This window comes from Amycolatopsis sp. CB00013, from assembly GCF_001905755.1.
GTDB classification, from domain to species: domain Bacteria; phylum Actinomycetota; class Actinomycetes; order Mycobacteriales; family Pseudonocardiaceae; genus Amycolatopsis; species Amycolatopsis japonica.
In genome coordinates this window covers 15,890-31,549 of the sequence record NZ_LIWC01000004.1, presented here as the reverse complement: position 1 = coordinate 31,549, position 15,660 = coordinate 15,890, and the positions used below count along the sequence as shown (strand labels likewise).

At 68.1% G+C, this 15,660-nt stretch carries 13 protein-coding genes; all 13 read right to left on the bottom strand.

Translation table 11 applies throughout. The features are described from left to right. Positions 1-21 precede the first annotated feature (21 nt). Complete coding sequence (locus tag AMK34_RS26665; protein ID WP_038520051.1) at positions 22-807, bottom strand: alpha/beta fold hydrolase; 786 nt, start codon at positions 805-807, stop codon at positions 22-24. Between the two features lie 98 nt (positions 808-905). Then, positions 906-2,471 carry an NADH-quinone oxidoreductase subunit NuoN gene (nuoN, locus tag AMK34_RS26660; RefSeq protein WP_038520052.1) on the bottom strand — a complete coding sequence of 522 codons (1,566 nt, stop codon included), beginning with the start codon at positions 2,469-2,471 and terminating at the stop codon, positions 906-908. 3 nt (positions 2,472-2,474) lie between these two features. Continuing rightward, the gene (locus AMK34_RS26655; RefSeq protein WP_038520055.1) at positions 2,475-4,025 is read right to left on the bottom strand and encodes an NADH-quinone oxidoreductase subunit M; all 1,551 of its coding nucleotides are present in this window, start codon (positions 4,023-4,025) and stop codon (positions 2,475-2,477) included. Then, entirely contained in the window at positions 4,025-5,923 is a 1,899-nt protein-coding gene (gene nuoL / locus AMK34_RS26650; RefSeq protein WP_073847219.1) for an NADH-quinone oxidoreductase subunit L, read from the bottom strand. The genes AMK34_RS26655 and nuoL overlap by 1 nt, the downstream gene beginning before the upstream one ends. 12 nt (positions 5,924-5,935) lie before the next feature. Further along, complete coding sequence (gene nuoK / locus AMK34_RS26645) at positions 5,936-6,235, bottom strand: NADH-quinone oxidoreductase subunit NuoK (protein WP_005151882.1); 300 nt, start codon at positions 6,233-6,235, stop codon at positions 5,936-5,938. Further along, positions 6,232-7,077, bottom strand: coding sequence for an NADH-quinone oxidoreductase subunit J (locus AMK34_RS26640; protein ID WP_016330968.1), 846 nt, complete (start codon positions 7,075-7,077; stop codon positions 6,232-6,234). Before AMK34_RS26640 ends, nuoK begins: the two co-directional genes overlap by 4 nt. Further along, a complete protein-coding gene (nuoI, locus tag AMK34_RS26635) occupies positions 7,074-7,619 on the bottom strand; it encodes an NADH-quinone oxidoreductase subunit NuoI (protein WP_038520061.1) in 546 nt (181 codons plus the stop codon). The genes AMK34_RS26640 and nuoI overlap by 4 nt, the downstream gene beginning before the upstream one ends. Beyond that, positions 7,606-8,943: an NADH-quinone oxidoreductase subunit NuoH gene (gene nuoH / locus AMK34_RS26630; protein ID WP_073847218.1), complete on the bottom strand. Its 1,338-nt coding sequence runs from the start codon at positions 8,941-8,943 to the stop codon at positions 7,606-7,608. The genes nuoI and nuoH overlap by 14 nt, the downstream gene beginning before the upstream one ends. Next, positions 8,940-11,420 carry an NADH-quinone oxidoreductase subunit G gene (locus AMK34_RS26625; protein WP_073847217.1) on the bottom strand — a complete coding sequence of 827 codons (2,481 nt, stop codon included), beginning with the start codon at positions 11,418-11,420 and terminating at the stop codon, positions 8,940-8,942. The genes nuoH and AMK34_RS26625 overlap by 4 nt, the downstream gene beginning before the upstream one ends. Next, positions 11,417-12,697, bottom strand: a complete 1,281-nt coding sequence (nuoF, locus tag AMK34_RS26620; protein WP_016330964.1) for an NADH-quinone oxidoreductase subunit NuoF — start codon at positions 12,695-12,697, stop codon at positions 11,417-11,419. The genes AMK34_RS26625 and nuoF overlap by 4 nt, the downstream gene beginning before the upstream one ends. Further along, positions 12,697-13,569, bottom strand: coding sequence for an NADH-quinone oxidoreductase subunit NuoE (gene nuoE / locus AMK34_RS26615; RefSeq protein WP_073847216.1), 873 nt, complete (start codon positions 13,567-13,569; stop codon positions 12,697-12,699). Before nuoE ends, nuoF begins: the two co-directional genes overlap by 1 nt. After that, positions 13,566-14,897 carry an NADH-quinone oxidoreductase subunit D gene (locus AMK34_RS26610; RefSeq protein ID WP_073847215.1) on the bottom strand — a complete coding sequence of 444 codons (1,332 nt, stop codon included), beginning with the start codon at positions 14,895-14,897 and terminating at the stop codon, positions 13,566-13,568. Before AMK34_RS26610 ends, nuoE begins: the two co-directional genes overlap by 4 nt. Next, a complete protein-coding gene (locus AMK34_RS26605; protein ID WP_038524549.1) occupies positions 14,894-15,658 on the bottom strand; it encodes an NADH-quinone oxidoreductase subunit C in 765 nt (254 codons plus the stop codon). The genes AMK34_RS26610 and AMK34_RS26605 overlap by 4 nt, the downstream gene beginning before the upstream one ends. Between the last annotated feature and the right edge of the window lie 2 nt (positions 15,659-15,660).

The following is a 15,660-nucleotide window of genomic DNA, read 5'->3' as shown; positions in this document are numbered from 1 at the left end:
TGCCCGGTGCGCCACGGCAAGTCATTCCCCGAGGCGGGCGACCTCGCGAACAGCCCCCGAAATAGCGGTGAAGTCCTTCTTCAGCAGGGCGCCGTGGTTGCTTTCGACCTTCGCGCTCACCTTGATGTTCAGGTTGCGGGCGGTCACCGCGTCGAGCCCGGCGCGGATCTGTTCCTGCTCGTTCCCCTTGCTGCCGAACGAGGTTCCCGACGCGACCACGTACCGGGCCGGGACCTTGATGTCGTCGAGCACCGGTCCCAGCTCCGACTCGCGCGAGAGCTTGCCGAGTTCGATGTTGCTCTCCGCCTGCTGGGCAGCACTCATCCGCGGCGTCAGACCGGTCGGGCGCAGCAGCGGCATGACCAGGTTCAGTCGCTTGAACAGCTTGCGGATTCGTTGTTCCATGGCGTCGTCCAGCCAGTCGTAGGGAAACGCGCCGTCGACGAGCACCGCGCCGATGGTCCGCTCCGGGTTCCGGGCGGCCCAGTGCGCGGCTACGACCGCGCCGTAGGACCAGCCCACCACGACGGCCCGCTCCACTCCGCGGGCCGCAAGGACGGCGTCGACGTCGCGGACTGCGGCCTCGAAGGAGTAGTCGGCCGAACGCCGCGATTTGCCGCGGGCGCGCTCGTCGTAGGTGATGTGGCGGAAGTCCGTGCCCAGGTCGGCGAGGATCCGGCGCCAGTAGCCCTGGGTCGCGAACTGGCCGTTGAGATAAACGATGGGGATGCCGGGGCCGCCGGTGTCCGTGACGGCCAGCGCGGTGTCTTCGACGGGGAGCATTCCGGTCCAGGAAGAGGAAGTCATGAGGGAACTATCGAGGTCCGGCCTGACACCGCTCTGACGTCGCCCTGACACGAAAAAGCCCCCTCACGACAGCGAGGGGGCCTTCCGCGAAGCGAGGACTACTTGAGGGCGAAACCGCCGGAGCCCGCCCAGTCGAGGGCGAAAGCCGGGAGCAACCCCAGCACCAGCGTGACGATGACGCCGAGTGTGATCGCCGTGGTGGTGAACGCGCCGGGCACGGTGACGGTCGGACCGTCGGGCGCCGGCTCGGAGAAGTACATCAGCACGATCACCCGCAGGTAGAAGAACGCGGCGACGGCGCTGAAGATCAGGGCGACGACGACCAGCGGCGCCATCCCGTCGGACAGGGCCGCCGAGAACACCACGAACTTGCCGACGAAGCCGCTGGTCAGCGGGATACCGGCCAGCGCCAGCAGCAGGAAGGTGAACACACCCGCCAGTACCGGAGACCGCTTCGCCAGGCCCGCCCAGGCGGACAGGTGCGTCGCCTCGCCGTTCGCGTCCCGCACCAGCGAGACGACACCGAACGCGGCGAGCGTGGTGAAGCCGTAAGCCAGCAGGTAGAACAGCGTGCTCGACAGGCCTTCCTCGGTCATCGCGATGGCACCGACGAGCAGGAAGCCGGCGTGCGCGATGGACGAGTAGGCGATCATGCGTTTCACGTCGGTCTGCGTCAGGCCCAGCACCGCGCCGATCAGCATCGAGATGATCGCGACGGCCCAGAGCACGCCGCGCCATTCCCAGCTGGTCGACTCGAACGCCACCTGGAACACCCGCAGGATCCCGCCGAACGCGGCGACCTTGGTGCAGGCACCCATGAACGCGGTGACCGGCGTCGGCGCGCCCTGGTAGACGTCCGGGGTCCAGGTGTGGAACGGACCGACCGAACCCTTGAACAGCAGGCCGACCGCGAGCAGCCCGAGCCCGGCGAACAGCAGCGTGTCCGACCGGTCCGAACCGGCGGCGGCGTTGGCGATGTCCGACAGCTTCACGGAGTTCGCGTAGCCGTAGAGCAGCGCGAGACCGTAGAGGAAGAACGCCGACGAGAAAGCGCCGAGCAGGAAGTACTTGACCGCGGATTCCTGCGAGAGCAGGCGACGGCGACGGGCCAGACCGCACATGAGGTACAGCGGCAGGCTCAGCACTTCGAGCGCGATGAACATGGTGAGCAGGTCGTTGGCCGCGACGAACGCCATCATGCCGCCGAGCGCGAACAGCGTCAGCGGGAAGACCTCGGTCTGCATGCCGGTGGTGCCGACCTGCGCGCGGTCCTGGACCGTGCCGGGACGGATACCGGCCTGCGCGACGAACGCGCCACCCGGCTCGACCGAGCGGTCGGCGATCAGCAGCAGCGCACCCAGCGCGAGTGCCAGCAGCGTGCCCCACAGGAACAGCGACGGCCGGTCGACGGCGATGGCGCCGCTGAAGGTCGTGACGCCGCCCTTCGGCGCGGAAGTGCTGGCGTACCAGGCGAGGAAGACGCCCGCCGCCCCGATCCCGACCAGGGACAGGAAGACCTGCGACGGCCACCGCATGTGCTTGGGCAAGAAGGCTTCGAGCAGCACGCTGACACACGCGGCCCCGAGGATGATCAGGATCGGCGTGACGGCGAAGTAGTCGATCGACGGCACCTGCACCGGTGGCGCCTGAGTCAAGAAGAGCACGGTTTACTTGCCTCCCTGCACGGACGACAGAGTCGCCTGCACCGACGGGGTGATCGTGTCGAGCACCGGCTTGGGATAGAACCCGAGCGCGATGATCAGCACGACCATCGGCGCCAGGATCGCGATCTCCCGGCCGCCGAGGTCCTTGATGGCTTTGGTGGCACCGAGTTCCGGAGCCATGGCCGTGCCAGGGCCGCCACCGGCGCCGATCAGGGCGTCACCGCGGACGGGGCCCTGCATGACGCGCTGGTAGAGCCAGAGCACGTAAGCCGCGGCCAGCACCATGCCGACCGTCGCGATGATCGTGTACACCGGGTAGTCCACAAAGGACCCCAGCAGCACCAGGAACTCACTGATGAAGGAGTTCGTGCCGGGCAGGGACAAAGTGGACAGACCGGCGATGAGCAGCATCCCGCCGAGCAGCGGGGTCACCTTCGCCATGCCGCCGTAGTCGGAGATCCTGGTGGATCCGCCGCGCATCACGATCAGGCCGACGACCACGATCAGCATGCCGGTGGCGAGGCTGTGGTTCAGCATGTACGACACCGAGCCGACCATCGCCTGCTCGTTGAAGGTGAAGATGCCCAGTGCGATGAAGCCGAAGTGGGCGATCGACACGTACGCGATGAAGCGCTTCATGTCGCGTTGCCCGGCCGCGAGGATCGATCCATAAAGGACACCCGCGACGGCGAGCACCAGCACCCATGGCGCGAGTTCCTTGCTGGCGTCGGGGAACATCGGGAGGCAGTAGCGCAGGAACCCGAACGTGCCGACCTTGTCCAGCACGCCGACCAGCAGCACCGCGACGCCGATGGGCGCCTGGCCCGCGGCGTCCGGCAGCCAGGTGTGGAACGGCACCAGCGGGGCCTTGATCGCGAACGCGAGGAAGAACCCGAGGAACAGCCAGATCTGCGTGCCCAGCGGGGCGTCGCGGACGACCGTGACGAGGGTTTCCCAGTCGAAGCTGCCCTTGCCGAGCTTGTCCGACGCCAGCGAGTACGCCCCGATCGCCGAGGCCAGCATGATCAGGCCGCCGAGGAACGAGTACAGGAAGAACTTGACCGCCGCGTACTGCCGGTTCGCGCCGCCGTAGCCGCCGATCAGGAAGTACATCGGGATCAGCATGATCTCGAACAGCACGTAGAACAGGAAGACGTCGGTCGCGGCGAACACCGCGATGGTCAGCGCCTCCTGCACCAGGATCAGCGACAGGAACCCGCCCGCCGAGCGCCCGGCCGGGAGCTTGTCGGTCAGGCCCAGCGCGCCGACCACGATCGGCACCAGCAGGCCGATGACCGCGATCATCACCAGCGCGATGCCGTCGATGCCGAACGAGATGTGGATGCCGAAGTTCGGGATCCAGTCCATCGAGGACTTCTGCTGGATGCGGTCCCCCGAAGGCGCGTAGCTCGCCCACATCGGGATCACCAGCAGGAACGTCAGGAGCGACACCACGAGCGCGGTGAGCGTCGCCAGCCTGTCGTTCTTCTTCATCCCCGCGACGACCGCGGCGCCGACCAGCGGCAGCAGGATGGTTGCGAGTACCCAGGTCATCAGGAGAACCTCACCAGCAGGAGTGCCGCCAGAAGCAGGAATGTGCCGCCCAGCATGGACAGTGCGTACGAGCGGACGAAGCCGGTCTGCAGGCGGCGCAGGCGCCCGGATCCGCCGCCGAGCGCGGCGGCGATGCCGTTGACCGCGCCGTCGACGCCGCGGTTGTCCACGTAGACCAGCGCCCTGGCGAGCCAGGTGCCCGGGCGGGCGACCAGCGTCTCGTTCAGGGTGTTGCCGTAGAGGTCGTTGCGCGCGGCCTTGACCACGGCCGAGACCCGCTCGGGGCGTTCCACCGGAACGTCCTTACGGCCGACGAAGAGCCACGCCGCCGCCGCGCCGAGCACCGACAGCGCCACGGTGAGGATCGGGACCAGCGCGTGCGGGATGACACTGTGGCCACCCTCTTCGAGCGGCCCGACCACCGGCGAAAGCCATTCGGCGAACCGGTCTCCGAGGGCGAAGAAAGCACCGGCGCCGACCGAGCCGACGGCCAGGATGATCATCGGCCACTTCATCACCGCGGGCGACTCGTGCGGGTGGAAGTCGCGGCCGTCGCTGGACTTGATCTCCTTCCAGCGCTCCTTGCCGAAGAAGGTCATCACCATCAGGCGGGTCATGTAGAACGCGGTGAGCCCGGCGCCGAGCAGTGCCGCGCCGCCCATCACCCAGCCGCGCCAGCCGCCCTGCGACAGCGCCGCTTCGATGATCGCGTCCTTGGTGAAGAAGCCCGAGAGCGGCGGGATGCCGATCAGCGCCAGGTAGCCGAGGGCGAAGGTCCAGAAGGTGACCGGCAGATGCTTGCGCAGCCCGCCGAACTTCCGCATGTCGACCTCGTCGTTCATGGCGTGCATGACCGAACCGGCCCCGAGGAACAGCCCTGCCTTGAAGAAACCGTGCGCGACCAGGTGCATGATGCCGAGCGCGTAGGCGATCGGTCCGAGGCCGACGGCGAGCATCATGTAACCGATCTGGCTGACCGTGGAGTACGCCAGGACCTTCTTGATGTCGTCGTAGGCGCAACCGATGACGCACCCGATCAGCAGCGTGACCGTGCCGACGAGGGTGACGATCAGGCGGCCGTCCGCGGTGGCGTTGAAGATCTCGTGCGCGCGGGCGACCAGGTAGACGCCGGCGGTGACCATCGTCGCCGCGTGGATGAGGGCCGAGACCGGGGTCGGGCCCTCCATCGCGTCGGGAAGCCAGGCCTGCAGCGGGAACTGGCCGGACTTACCGCAGGCGCCCAGCAGCAGGAGGATCGCGATCGCGGTGACCGCGCCGGTCGGGATCTGGCCGACGGCGCCGAAGACCTCGGCGTACCCGGTGCTCCCGACGTACTTGAACATCAGGAAGATCGCCAGCGCGAGCCCGACGTCACCGACGCGGTTCATCAGGAACGCCTTCTTCGCCGCGGTGGCCGCGGACGGGCGGTCCTGGTACCAGCCGATGAGCAGGTACGACGCGAGACCCACGCCCTCCCAGCCGAGGTACAGCGTCACGAAGCTGTTGCCCAGCACCAGGATCAGCATCGAGGCGACGAACAGGTTGAGGTACGCGAAGAACCTCGACCGATCGCGGTCCTCTGACATGTAGCCGATCGAGTAGAAGTGGATCAGCATGCCGACGCCGGTGATCAGCAGCACGAACGTCAGCGACAGCGCGTCGATCCGCAGCCCGAAGTCGACCTGCAGCGCCGAAACCGGGATCCACGAGAACAGCTTGACGTCGGCGGTGGCCTTCGTGTCGGCCGTGAAGAACAGGATCAGGCCGTACACAAAGGACAGTGAGACGGTCGCGCTGCCGAGGAGGTGTCCCCAGGGACGGGCGCGTTTACCGGCCAGCAGAAGAATCAGGGCGCCGAGGGCGGGAAGGGCCACCAGCAGCCACGATGATGCGGTCACTCTCGGTGCTCCCTAGTACTTCAGCAGGTTGGTGTCGTCGACCGAGGCCGAGCGCCGGGTGCGGAAGATCGCCATGATGATCGCGAGCCCCACCACGACCTCGGCGGCGGCGACGACCATCACGAAGAACGCCATCACCTGGCCGTCCAGCGACCCGTTGATCCGGGCGAACGTGACCAGGGACAGGTTCGCCGCGTTCAGCATCAGCTCGATGCACATGAACACGACGATCGCGTTGCGGCGCACCAGCACCCCGACCGCGCCGATGGCGAACAGCAGCGCGGACAGGAGCAGGTAGTACGTCGGGGTCATTCCTTCTCCCCTTCAGACTTGCCGACCAGAGCGTGGGCGTCGGGACCTTCGTCGGTACCGGCGACCTGCTTCCGTTCGGTTTCCAGCTGTGCGGCCGAAGTCGACTCGATGATCTCCGAAAGCGACTCCCTGGCGATCGAGCCGTCGGGCAGCAGCGCCGGGGTGGCGACCGAGTTGGCCGTGGCGAACACACCCGGGCCGGGCAGCGGCGAAGGCCGGTCGTGCTTGCCGGTGAACCGGTCGACGACGAGTTCCTTCTGGTTCTTCTTGCCGCCCTTGGCGTGCCGGTCGGTGAACGCGAGCACCATCGCGCCGAGCGCGGCGGTGATCAGCAGCGCCGAGGTGAGCTCGAACGGGAACAGGTACTTGGTGAAGATCAGCCGTCCCAGCCCGCCGGGGCCGCCGCCGTCGAGGTTCGCCGGATCGCGCGGCAGCGCCGGGGTGACGTTGGCCAGCGCGCGGGCGAGACCCGCGGCGAGCAGGCCGCCGACGCCGATGCCGAGCAGGGTCGCCATGACCCGCTGCCCGCGCAGCACTTCGACGACCGAGTCGGAACTCTCCCGGCCGACCAGCATCAGCACGAACAGGAACAGCATCATGATCGCGCCGGTGTAGACGATGATCTGCGTGAAGCCGAGGAACGGCGCCTGCTGGATCATGTACAGCGCGCCGAGGCACAGCATCGTGAGGACCAGCCACAGCGCCGAGTGCACGGCGTTGCGGGAGAAGATCATGCCGAGCCCGCCGAGCAGCGCGAGCGGGCCGAGCACCCAGAACGCGATGGTCTCGCCGGTGGTGATCCCGGCCGAAACGTCCGTCTGCGCGAGGAAAGCCGTGATCACTTGACGGCCTCCGCTTCGGTGGCCCCGGTGGGCTTGCGCGCGAGTTCGGGGCCGTTGACGTAGTAGTCCTGCTCGTTGTCGCCCAGCCGCATCGGGTGCGGCGGCTGCTCCATACCGGGCAGCAGCGGCGCGAGGAGGTCTTCCTTGGTGTAGATCAACCGCTGCCGGTCGTCGTCGGCCAGCTCATAGAAGTTGATCATCGTCAGGGACCGGGTCGGGCAGGCCTCGACACACAACCCGCAGCCGATGCAGCGCAGGTAGTTGATCTGGTAGTCGGCGCCGTACCGCTCACCGGGCGAGTACCGCGCCTCTTCGGTGTTGTCGCCGCCTTCGACGAAGATCGCGTCCGCCGGGCAGGCCCACGCGCACAGCTCGCAGCCGACGCATTTCTCCAGCCCGTCCGGATGCCGGTTGAGCTGATGCCTGCCGTGATACCGCGGAGCCGCGGGGGCACCCGCCTCCGGGTACTCCTCGGTGGCGACCTTCTTGAACATCATGCCGAAGGTGACACCGAAACCCTTGATGGGATCAAACATCCCCATCGCCGGCCTCCCTTCCACTGGAAACCGCCGCGGGCTTGCGCTTGGCAGCCCGGGCTTCGGCCTTCGCGAGGGCCTTCTGACGCGGGGTCTTCTCCGGGACCTGCAGGTCGAGCGGCGGCACGGGGAATCCGCCGCCGGTCACCGGGACGTAGTCGTCGTCCGGGACCTTCTTGTCCGGCAGCAGCAGGCTCAGGATGACGACGACGAGGATGAGCGCGCCGCCGCCGATGAGGATCTGCGGGGTGGACAGGCCACCCGAGTTCTTGATCGCGCGGACCGTGACGATCACGACGATCCAGACCAGGTTGACCGGCACCAGGACCTTCCAGCCCAGCCGCATGAACTGGTCGTACCGCAGCCGCGGCAGCGTGCCACGCAGCCAGATGAAGCCGAACAGCAGGATGAACAGCTTCGCGGCGAACCAGATCAGCGGGAGCCAGCCCTGGTTCAGCGCGTGGTCCGCGCCGACGAAGGGGAACTTCCAGCCGCCGAGGAACAACGTGGTCGCGAACGCCGAGACGATCACCATGTTGACGTACTCGGCGAGGAAGAACATCGCGAACTTCATCGAGCTGTACTCGGTGTGGAAACCGCCGACCAGCTCGGATTCGGCCTCGGGGAGGTCGAACGGCGCGCGGTTGGTCTCACCGACCATGGAGATCAGGTAGATCACGAAACTCGGCAGCAGCAGGTAGAAGTACCAGCCGGTCTGCTGGGAATCGACGATCGCCGAAGTGGACATCGAGCCCGAGTAGAGGATGACGCCGACGATCGACAGGCCCATCGCGATCTCGTAGGAGATCACCTGGGCCGCGCTCCGCAGACCGCCGAGCAGCGGGTACGGCGAGCCGGACGACCAGCCCGCCAGCACCAGGCCGTACACCCCGATCGAGGAGCAGGCCAGGATCACCAGCACGCCGACCGGCAGGTCGACCAGCTGGAGCACGGTCCGCTCACCGAAGATCGAGACGACCGGCCCGAACGGGATCGCCGCCAGCGCGATCAGCGCCGGCACCGCGGAGATCACCGGCGCGAGGAAGTACACCTTGCGGTCGGCGGTGTCCGGGATGATCTGTTCCTTGAACGGCAGCTTGATCGCGTCCGCGAGGGACTGCAGGTAGCCGCCGGGCCCGACCCGGTTGGGGCCGGGACGGTTCTGCATCCGGCCGACGGCCTTGCGCTCCCAGACGATCAGGAAGATCGTCAGGATCGGGCCGATCAGCAGGATGACGACCGTCTTGAGCAGGACCAGCCACAACGGGTCGTCCGCCAGCAGCGCCGCCCGCTCGGCGGCGTCCGGCATCTGGCTGAGCAACGGAGTCACTTCTCACCTCCGGTGAGGGTGACGGCCGAACCGTGACCCGCGCTCAGGGAAGCGCGGACGGCCGAGCCGTCGGAGTTGCCCGGGAGCCATACGACGCCGTCCGGCAGGTCGGCGACCTCGATCGGCAACGTGATGGAACCGCGTTCGGTGGAGACCTTGACGCTGCCGCCCAGGCCTTCGGCGGTCTTCGCCGAGAGCTTGGCGACGACCTCGCGCTGCGTGCCCTTGAGGTGCGGCTCGCCGTCCTGCAGCGAACCGTTGTCGATCAGCTGGCGCCAGGTGGCGAGGAGGACCTGGCCGTCCTTGGGCTCGGCGCGTGCAATGAAAGGTCCTTTACTGGCAAATTCTGCAAGGAAGGAGCCTTTCCTAGCAGGCAGCTTCGCGAGATCGGCGGCGGAAGCGGCCGGGGTCTGGGTGAACAGGTCCGCGTCCATCTCGACGGCGAGGGTGTCGAGCACCCGGCAGTCCGGCAGGGCGCCGGTGCCTTCGAGGGTGACGGCGAACTCGCGGCGGCGGCCTTCCCAGTTCAGGTAGCTGCCCGCCTTCTCGACCGCCGGGGCGATCGGGAGGACGACGTCCGCGTGCTCGGTGACCCCGCTGTGCCGCAGTTCCAGGCTCACCACGAACTTCGCGTTCTCGAGCGCGCGGCGGGCCAGGTCCGGATCCGGCAGGTCGTCCGGGTCGACGCCGCCGACCAGCAGGCCGTCGATGTCCTGACCCGAGGCGGCCTTAAGGATGGCGGTGGTGTCACGGCCCTCCGTGGCGGAAAGAGTGACGCCCCAAGCCCTTTCGACCTCGGCGCGAGCCTCGGCGTCGGCGACCGAGCGGCCACCCGGCAACAGCGTCGGCGCCGCGCCCGCCGCCAGGGCACCGCGTTCACCCGCGCGACGCGGGATCCACGCGAGCCGGGCGCCGGTGCGCTCCACCAGCCGGTGCAGGGCCGAGAAGAGACCCGGGACCTCGGCGGCACGTTCGCCGACGAGGATCACGGCTCCTTCCGAAGCCAGTGCCTGGTCGACGTCCTGCGCGTGCTGCGCGATGCCGTCGATCGCGGCGGCCTCGGCACCCGGCGCGCAGGCCAGCAGTTCGCCGAAGGTCTTGCGGACCGACGAGGTGGTCCACTGTCCCAAGTGGACGACGCGCGTGCGGTTCTTGCGGGCCGCCTTGCGCAGCCGCAGGAACACGATCGGCGCTTCGTCCTCCGGCTCGAACGCGACGCACAGCACCGTGCGCGCCCGCTCGATCTCGCCGAAGGTGACTCCGCTTTCCGGCGTCGTCCCGACCACGTGCGACGCGAGGAAGCCCAGCTCCTCGGCCGAATGCGGGCGGGCGCGGAAGTCGATGTCGTTGGTGCCCAAGGCGATCCGCGCGAATTTCGAGTACGCGTAGGCGTCCTCGACGGTCAACCTGCCACCGGTCAGCACCGCGGCGCCCTTGCCGTCGCGTGCCTTGGCCAGCCCTTCGGCGGCCGCGCGCAGCGCGTCGGTCCAGGAAGCCTCTTCGAGCACGCCGTCGGCGTTGCGGACCAGCGGACGGCGGATGCGGTCGTCCGCGGTCGAGTAACGGAACGCGAAGCGGCCCTTGTCGCAGAGCCACTCTTCGTTGACCTCGGGGTCGTCGCCCGCGAGCTTCCGCATGACCTTGCCGCGGCGGAAGTCGGTCCGCTCGGCGCAACCGGACGAGCAGTGCTCGCACACGCTCGGCGAGGAAACCAGGTCGAACGGCCGCGAACGGAACCGGTACGCGGCCGACGTCAGCGCGCCGACCGGGCAGATCTGGATGACGTTGCCGGAGAAGTACGACTGGAACGGCTGGCCCGACGTCGTGCGCGAAGCCAGGTCCAGCACGTCCGCGGTCTCGGCGGTGCCGATCTGCTGGTGGGCGCCGCGTTCGAGGAGCTCGATGAACGGGTCGCCGGCGATCTCGCGGGAGAACCGGGTGCAGCGCTGGCAGAGCACGCAGCGCTCCCGGTCCAGCAGCACCTGCGAGGAGATCGGCAGCGGCTTCGCGAACGTCCGCTTCGTGTCGACGAAGCGGGAGTCCGCGCGGCCGTGCGCGAGCGCCTGGTTCTGCAGCGGGCATTCGCCGCCCTTGTCGCAGATCGGGCAGTCCAGCGGGTGGTTGATGAGCAGCAGCTCCATCACACCCTGCTGGGCCTTGTCCGCGACGGCCGAGGTCAGCTGGGTCTTCACGACCATGCCGTCGGCGACCGTCATGGTGCACGAGGCCTGCGGCTTCGGCATCGGGCGGCCGCCCATTTCGACCTCGACCAGGCACTGGCGGCAGGCGCCCGCCGGGTCGAGCAGCGGGTGGTCGCAGAAGCGCGGGATGACCGTGCCGAGCCGCTCGGCGGTGCGGATCAGCAGCTCGCCCTTGGGCGCGATGACCTCTTCACCGTCGATGACCAGCTTGACGTGGCCCTCGGGGACCGGAGTGTCCTCTGTGGACGTCCCGGGCTTGTCGGGTGCGATCGTCATGCCTGCGCCCCCACCAATTCGCGCTTGTTTGCTTGACACAAAGCCAGGAATTCATCCCGGAAGTACTTGATACCGCTCTGGATCGGCGAGACCGCGCCGTCGCCGAGGGCGCAGAACGAGCGGCCGAGGATGTTGTCGCAGACGTCGAGCAGGGTGTCGATGTCCTCCTCGGTGCCCTTGCCCTCGACCATGCGCTCCAGGATCTGCGCCAGCCAGTACGTGCCCTCACGGCACGGCGTGCACTTGCCGCAGGACTCGTGCTCGTAGAACTGCGTCCACTTCATCACGGCCCACGGCACGGAAACGGTCTCGTTGAAGACCTGCACGGCCGTCGTGCCCAGCATCGACCCGGCTTCCGCCGCGCCTTCGAAGTCCAGGGGAACATCGAGGTGCTCGGCGGTGAACATCGGCGTGGACGAACCACCCGGCGTCCAGAACTTCAGCGGGATGCCGTCCTTCATGCCGCCCGCCATGTCCAGCAGCTCGCGCAGCGTGGTGCCGAGCGGGCATTCGTACTGGCCGGGCTTCTCGACGTGGCCGGAGATCGAGTAGATCTTCGGGCCGGGCGACTTCTCGCGGCCCATCTCGCGGAACCAGCTCGAACCGCCGTTGACGATGTACGGCGCGCTGGCGATGGTCTCGACGTTGTTCACCGTGGTCGGCGCGGCGTAGAGGCCCGCGGCGGCCGGGAACGGCGGCTTGAGCCTCGGCTGGCCGCGACGGCCTTCGAGCGAGTCCAGCAGCGCCGTCTCCTCGCCGCAGATGTACGCCCCGGCGCCCGCGTGCACGGTGATGTCGAGGTCGAATCCGGAGTCGAGGATGTTCTTGCCGAGATAGCCCGCTTCGTACGCCTCGCGCACGGCCGCGTTGAGGCGGCGGATGCAGTGCAGCGCCTCGCCGCGGACGTAGATGAAGCAGTGGTGCGAACGCATCGCGTACGAGGCGATGATGCAGCCCTCGATCAGCGAGTGCGGGTCCGCCATCATCAGCGGGATGTCCTTGCAGGTGCCCGGCTCGCCCTCGTCGGCGTTGATGACGAGGTAGTGCGGCTTGTCCTCGTTCGGCGGCATGAAGGACCACTTGATGCCGGCGGGGAAGCCCGCGCCGCCACGGCCGCGGAGGCCGGAGTCCTTGACCAGCTGGACGATCTGCTCGGGAGTGGCCTTGAGCGCCTTGCGGATCGCGGTGTAGCCCTCAAGGGCTTCGTAGGACTGGATCGTCCAGGAGTTGGGCGAAAGCCAGCGCTTCGTGAGGACCGGAGTGATGGGATCGGCCATTACTTCTTCTCCACTTCCGGAAGCGGAACGTCCTTCATCGCGGGCGCGGTCCAGCCGCGGTCCTGCGCGACCTGCGCGCCCCGCAGGGTTTCGACGGCCTGCGAAGGACCGTCGACGTCCGTGCGGTACTGCTGCGCGTCCTCCGGGAAGAACCCGGCGAGCTGCAGTTCGGCGCCCTTGAAGTTCGTCAGCGGCGCGCCGCGCGTCGGGGACGGCTTCTTGCCCGCCTGCAACGCGTCGACCAGCGCGACGGCCTTGTCCTCGGTCTGGTTGTCGAAGTACTCGTAGTTGACCTGGATGACCGGGGCGAGGTCACAGGCCGCGAGACATTCGGCGTGCTCCAGCGTGATCGAGCCGGGCTCGTTGGGCGTACCCGCGGTCTCGTTGTGCCCCAACGGCTTCTCGTCGGAGCCGAGGTGCGTCTGGAGCTTCTTGTAGATCGCGTCGCCGCCCATGGCCGCGCAAAGGGTGTTGGTGCAGACGCTCACCAGGTGCTCGCCGCACGGGCGGCGCTTGTACATGGTGTAGAACGTCGCGACCGCGCTGACCTCGGCGTCGGACAGATCCAGGTTCTGCGCGCAGAAGGCGATGCCCTCCTGGCTCACGTAACCCTGCACCGACTGCACCAGGTGCAGCATCGGCAGCAGCGCCGACCGCGACTGCGGGTACCGCGCGATCAGGTTCTGGGCCTTCGCGTAGGTGTCGGCGTCGAAGATGTCTTCGAGCTTCGCGTTCTCCAGGATCCCTTCCGCCTCGGCGGGATCCGGCGCGATCGCGATCACGTCGACGTCGCCACCGGCGGCGATGTGGGTCTGCTCGGCCAGGCTGGTGCCGGGCTCGGGCGTGGGTGTCGTTTCGGGCTGGGTGCTCAACGGTCCACTCCCCCCATGACGGGGTCGATCGAGGCGATGGCGGCGATCACGTCCGCCACGAGGCCGCCTTCGGCCATCGCGGGCATCGACTGCAGGTTCACGAAGCTCGGTTCGCGCACGTGGACCCGCAGCGGCCTGGTGCCGCCGTCGGAGACCAGGTGCACGCCGAGTTCGCCGCGCGGCGACTCCACGGAGGTGTAGGTCTGGCCCGGCGGGACCTTGAAGCCCTCGGTGACCAGCTTGAAGTGATGGATCAGCGATTCCATCGACTGGCCCATGATCTTGCGGACGTGCTCGAGCGAGTTGCCCATGCCGTCGCTGCCGATCGAGAGCTGCGCCGGCCAGGCGACCTTCTTGTCCTCGACCATGACCGGGCCCGGCTCGAGCTTCTTGAGGCACTGCTTGATGATCCGCAGGCTCTGGTGCATCTCCTCGACACGCAGCAGGTAGCGCGCCCAGCAGTCCGCCTCGGTGGAGGTCGGGATGTCGAACTCGAACTCCTCGTAGCGGGAGTACGGCTCGGTCTTGCGCATGTCCCACGGGAGACCCGCGCTGCGCAGCACCGGACCGGTGACGCCGAGCGCGAGGCACGCGTCGACCGGCAGGTACCCGACGCCCTTGAGCCGGTTGCGCCAGATCGGCTGACCGGTGAAGAGCTTGTCGTACAAGGGAAGCCGCTCGTCCATCGTCTTGACGAACGCGCTGACCACCTCGTGGTAGTCGGCGGGCATGTCCTGCGCGAGACCGCCGGGGCGGATGAACGCGTGGTTCATCCGGAGACCGGTGAGGTGCTCCAGCAGGTGCAGGACCTCTTCACGCTCACGGAAACCGAGCGTCATCGCCGTGGTGGCGCCGAGTTCCATCCCGCCGGTGGCGATGTAGACCAGGTGCGAACCGATGCGGTTGATCTCCAGCAGCATCACGCGCAGCAGCTCGGCGCGGCGCGGGGCCTGGATGCCGAGCAGCTTCTCGACGCCGAGGCAGTACGCCATCTCCGTCGAGAGCGGGGCGAGGTAGTCCATGCGCGTCACGAAGGTGACGCCCTGGGTCCACGTGCGGTACTCGCAGTTCTTCTCGATCCCGGTGTGCAGGTAGCCGATGACCGAGCGGAGCTGGGTGACGGTCTCGCCCTCCATCTCCAGCACGAGCCGGAGCACGCCGTGCGTCGACGGGTGCTGCGGGCCCATGTTGATGACCATGCGCTCGTCGTGGCGGGAGTCCTCGATGAGGTCTTCCCAGTCACCGCCGGAAACGGTGTAGACGCGGCCTTCGGTCGTGTCGCGGGAGTCGGCTTCGGGAACTTCGGTTGCTTCGTCGTGAATGCTCACGAGTACGACCTCCGCTGGTCCGGCGGCGGGATCTCCGCGCCCTTGTATTCGACCGGGATCCCGCCGAGCGGGTAGTCCTTGCGCTGGGGGTGACCGTCCCAGTCGTCCGGCATGAGGATGCGGGTCAGCGCCGGGTGCCCGTCGTAGACGATGCCGAACATGTCCCAGGTCTCCCGCTCCTGCCAGTCGGCCGTCGGGTAGACCCCGACCAGCGACGGGACGTGCGGGTCTTCGATGTCGAGGGTGACCTCGAGCCGGATGCGGCGCCGGTAGGTCATCGACGTGAAGTGGTAGACCGAGTGCAGCCGCTGCGGGACGTCGACGCCGTAGTCCACACCGGACACCGAGCTGAGCAGTTCGAAGCGGAGACCGGCGTCGTCGCGCAGGACCTTGGCGATCTCGACGAGGTGCTCGCGGGAGACGTAGAAGGTGATCTCGCCGCGGTCGACCGTCGTCTGCTGGATCGCGTTCGCCGGGATCTTGTTGTCCGCCAAGGCCGCGTAGAACTCGTCGGCGAACTCGTCGAACCAGCCGCCGTACGGGCGCTCCGCCGGGGGCGGGCTGTACGCGGGGAGGCGGACGCCGCCGTAACCGGAGGTGTCACCTGTGCCGCGGACACCGAACATGCCCTGGCGCTCTTTACCGGTGACGACCGGCTCGGCCGGGCGGGTGCCCTGCGGCTCGAGACCGCCTTCGGGCCGGTCGGCGCTGGACTGCTCGCCGCCGGTTTCCGGGGTTTCGGGGGAGTTTTCTTCGGGCACGT

What these genes read in the sequence shown, in the direction of transcription:
- nuoF (WP_016330964.1), bottom strand. Translation starts at nt 12,697, where the DNA reads ATGGCCGATCCCATCACTCCGGTCCTCACGAAGCGCTGGCTTTCGCCC.
- AMK34_RS26665 (WP_038520051.1), bottom strand. Translation starts at nt 807, where the DNA reads ATGACTTCCTCTTCCTGGACCGGAATGCTCCCCGTCGAAGACACCGCG.
- nuoK (WP_005151882.1), bottom strand. Translation starts at nt 6,235, where the DNA reads ATGACCCCGACGTACTACCTGCTCCTGTCCGCGCTGCTGTTCGCCATC.
- nuoI (WP_038520061.1), bottom strand. Translation starts at nt 7,619, where the DNA reads ATGGGGATGTTTGATCCCATCAAGGGTTTCGGTGTCACCTTCGGCATG.
- AMK34_RS26655 (WP_038520055.1), bottom strand. Translation starts at nt 4,025, where the DNA reads ATGACCTGGGTACTCGCAACCATCCTGCTGCCGCTGGTCGGCGCCGCG.
- AMK34_RS26625 (WP_073847217.1), bottom strand. Translation starts at nt 11,420, where the DNA reads ATGACGATCGCACCCGACAAGCCCGGGACGTCCACAGAGGACACTCCG.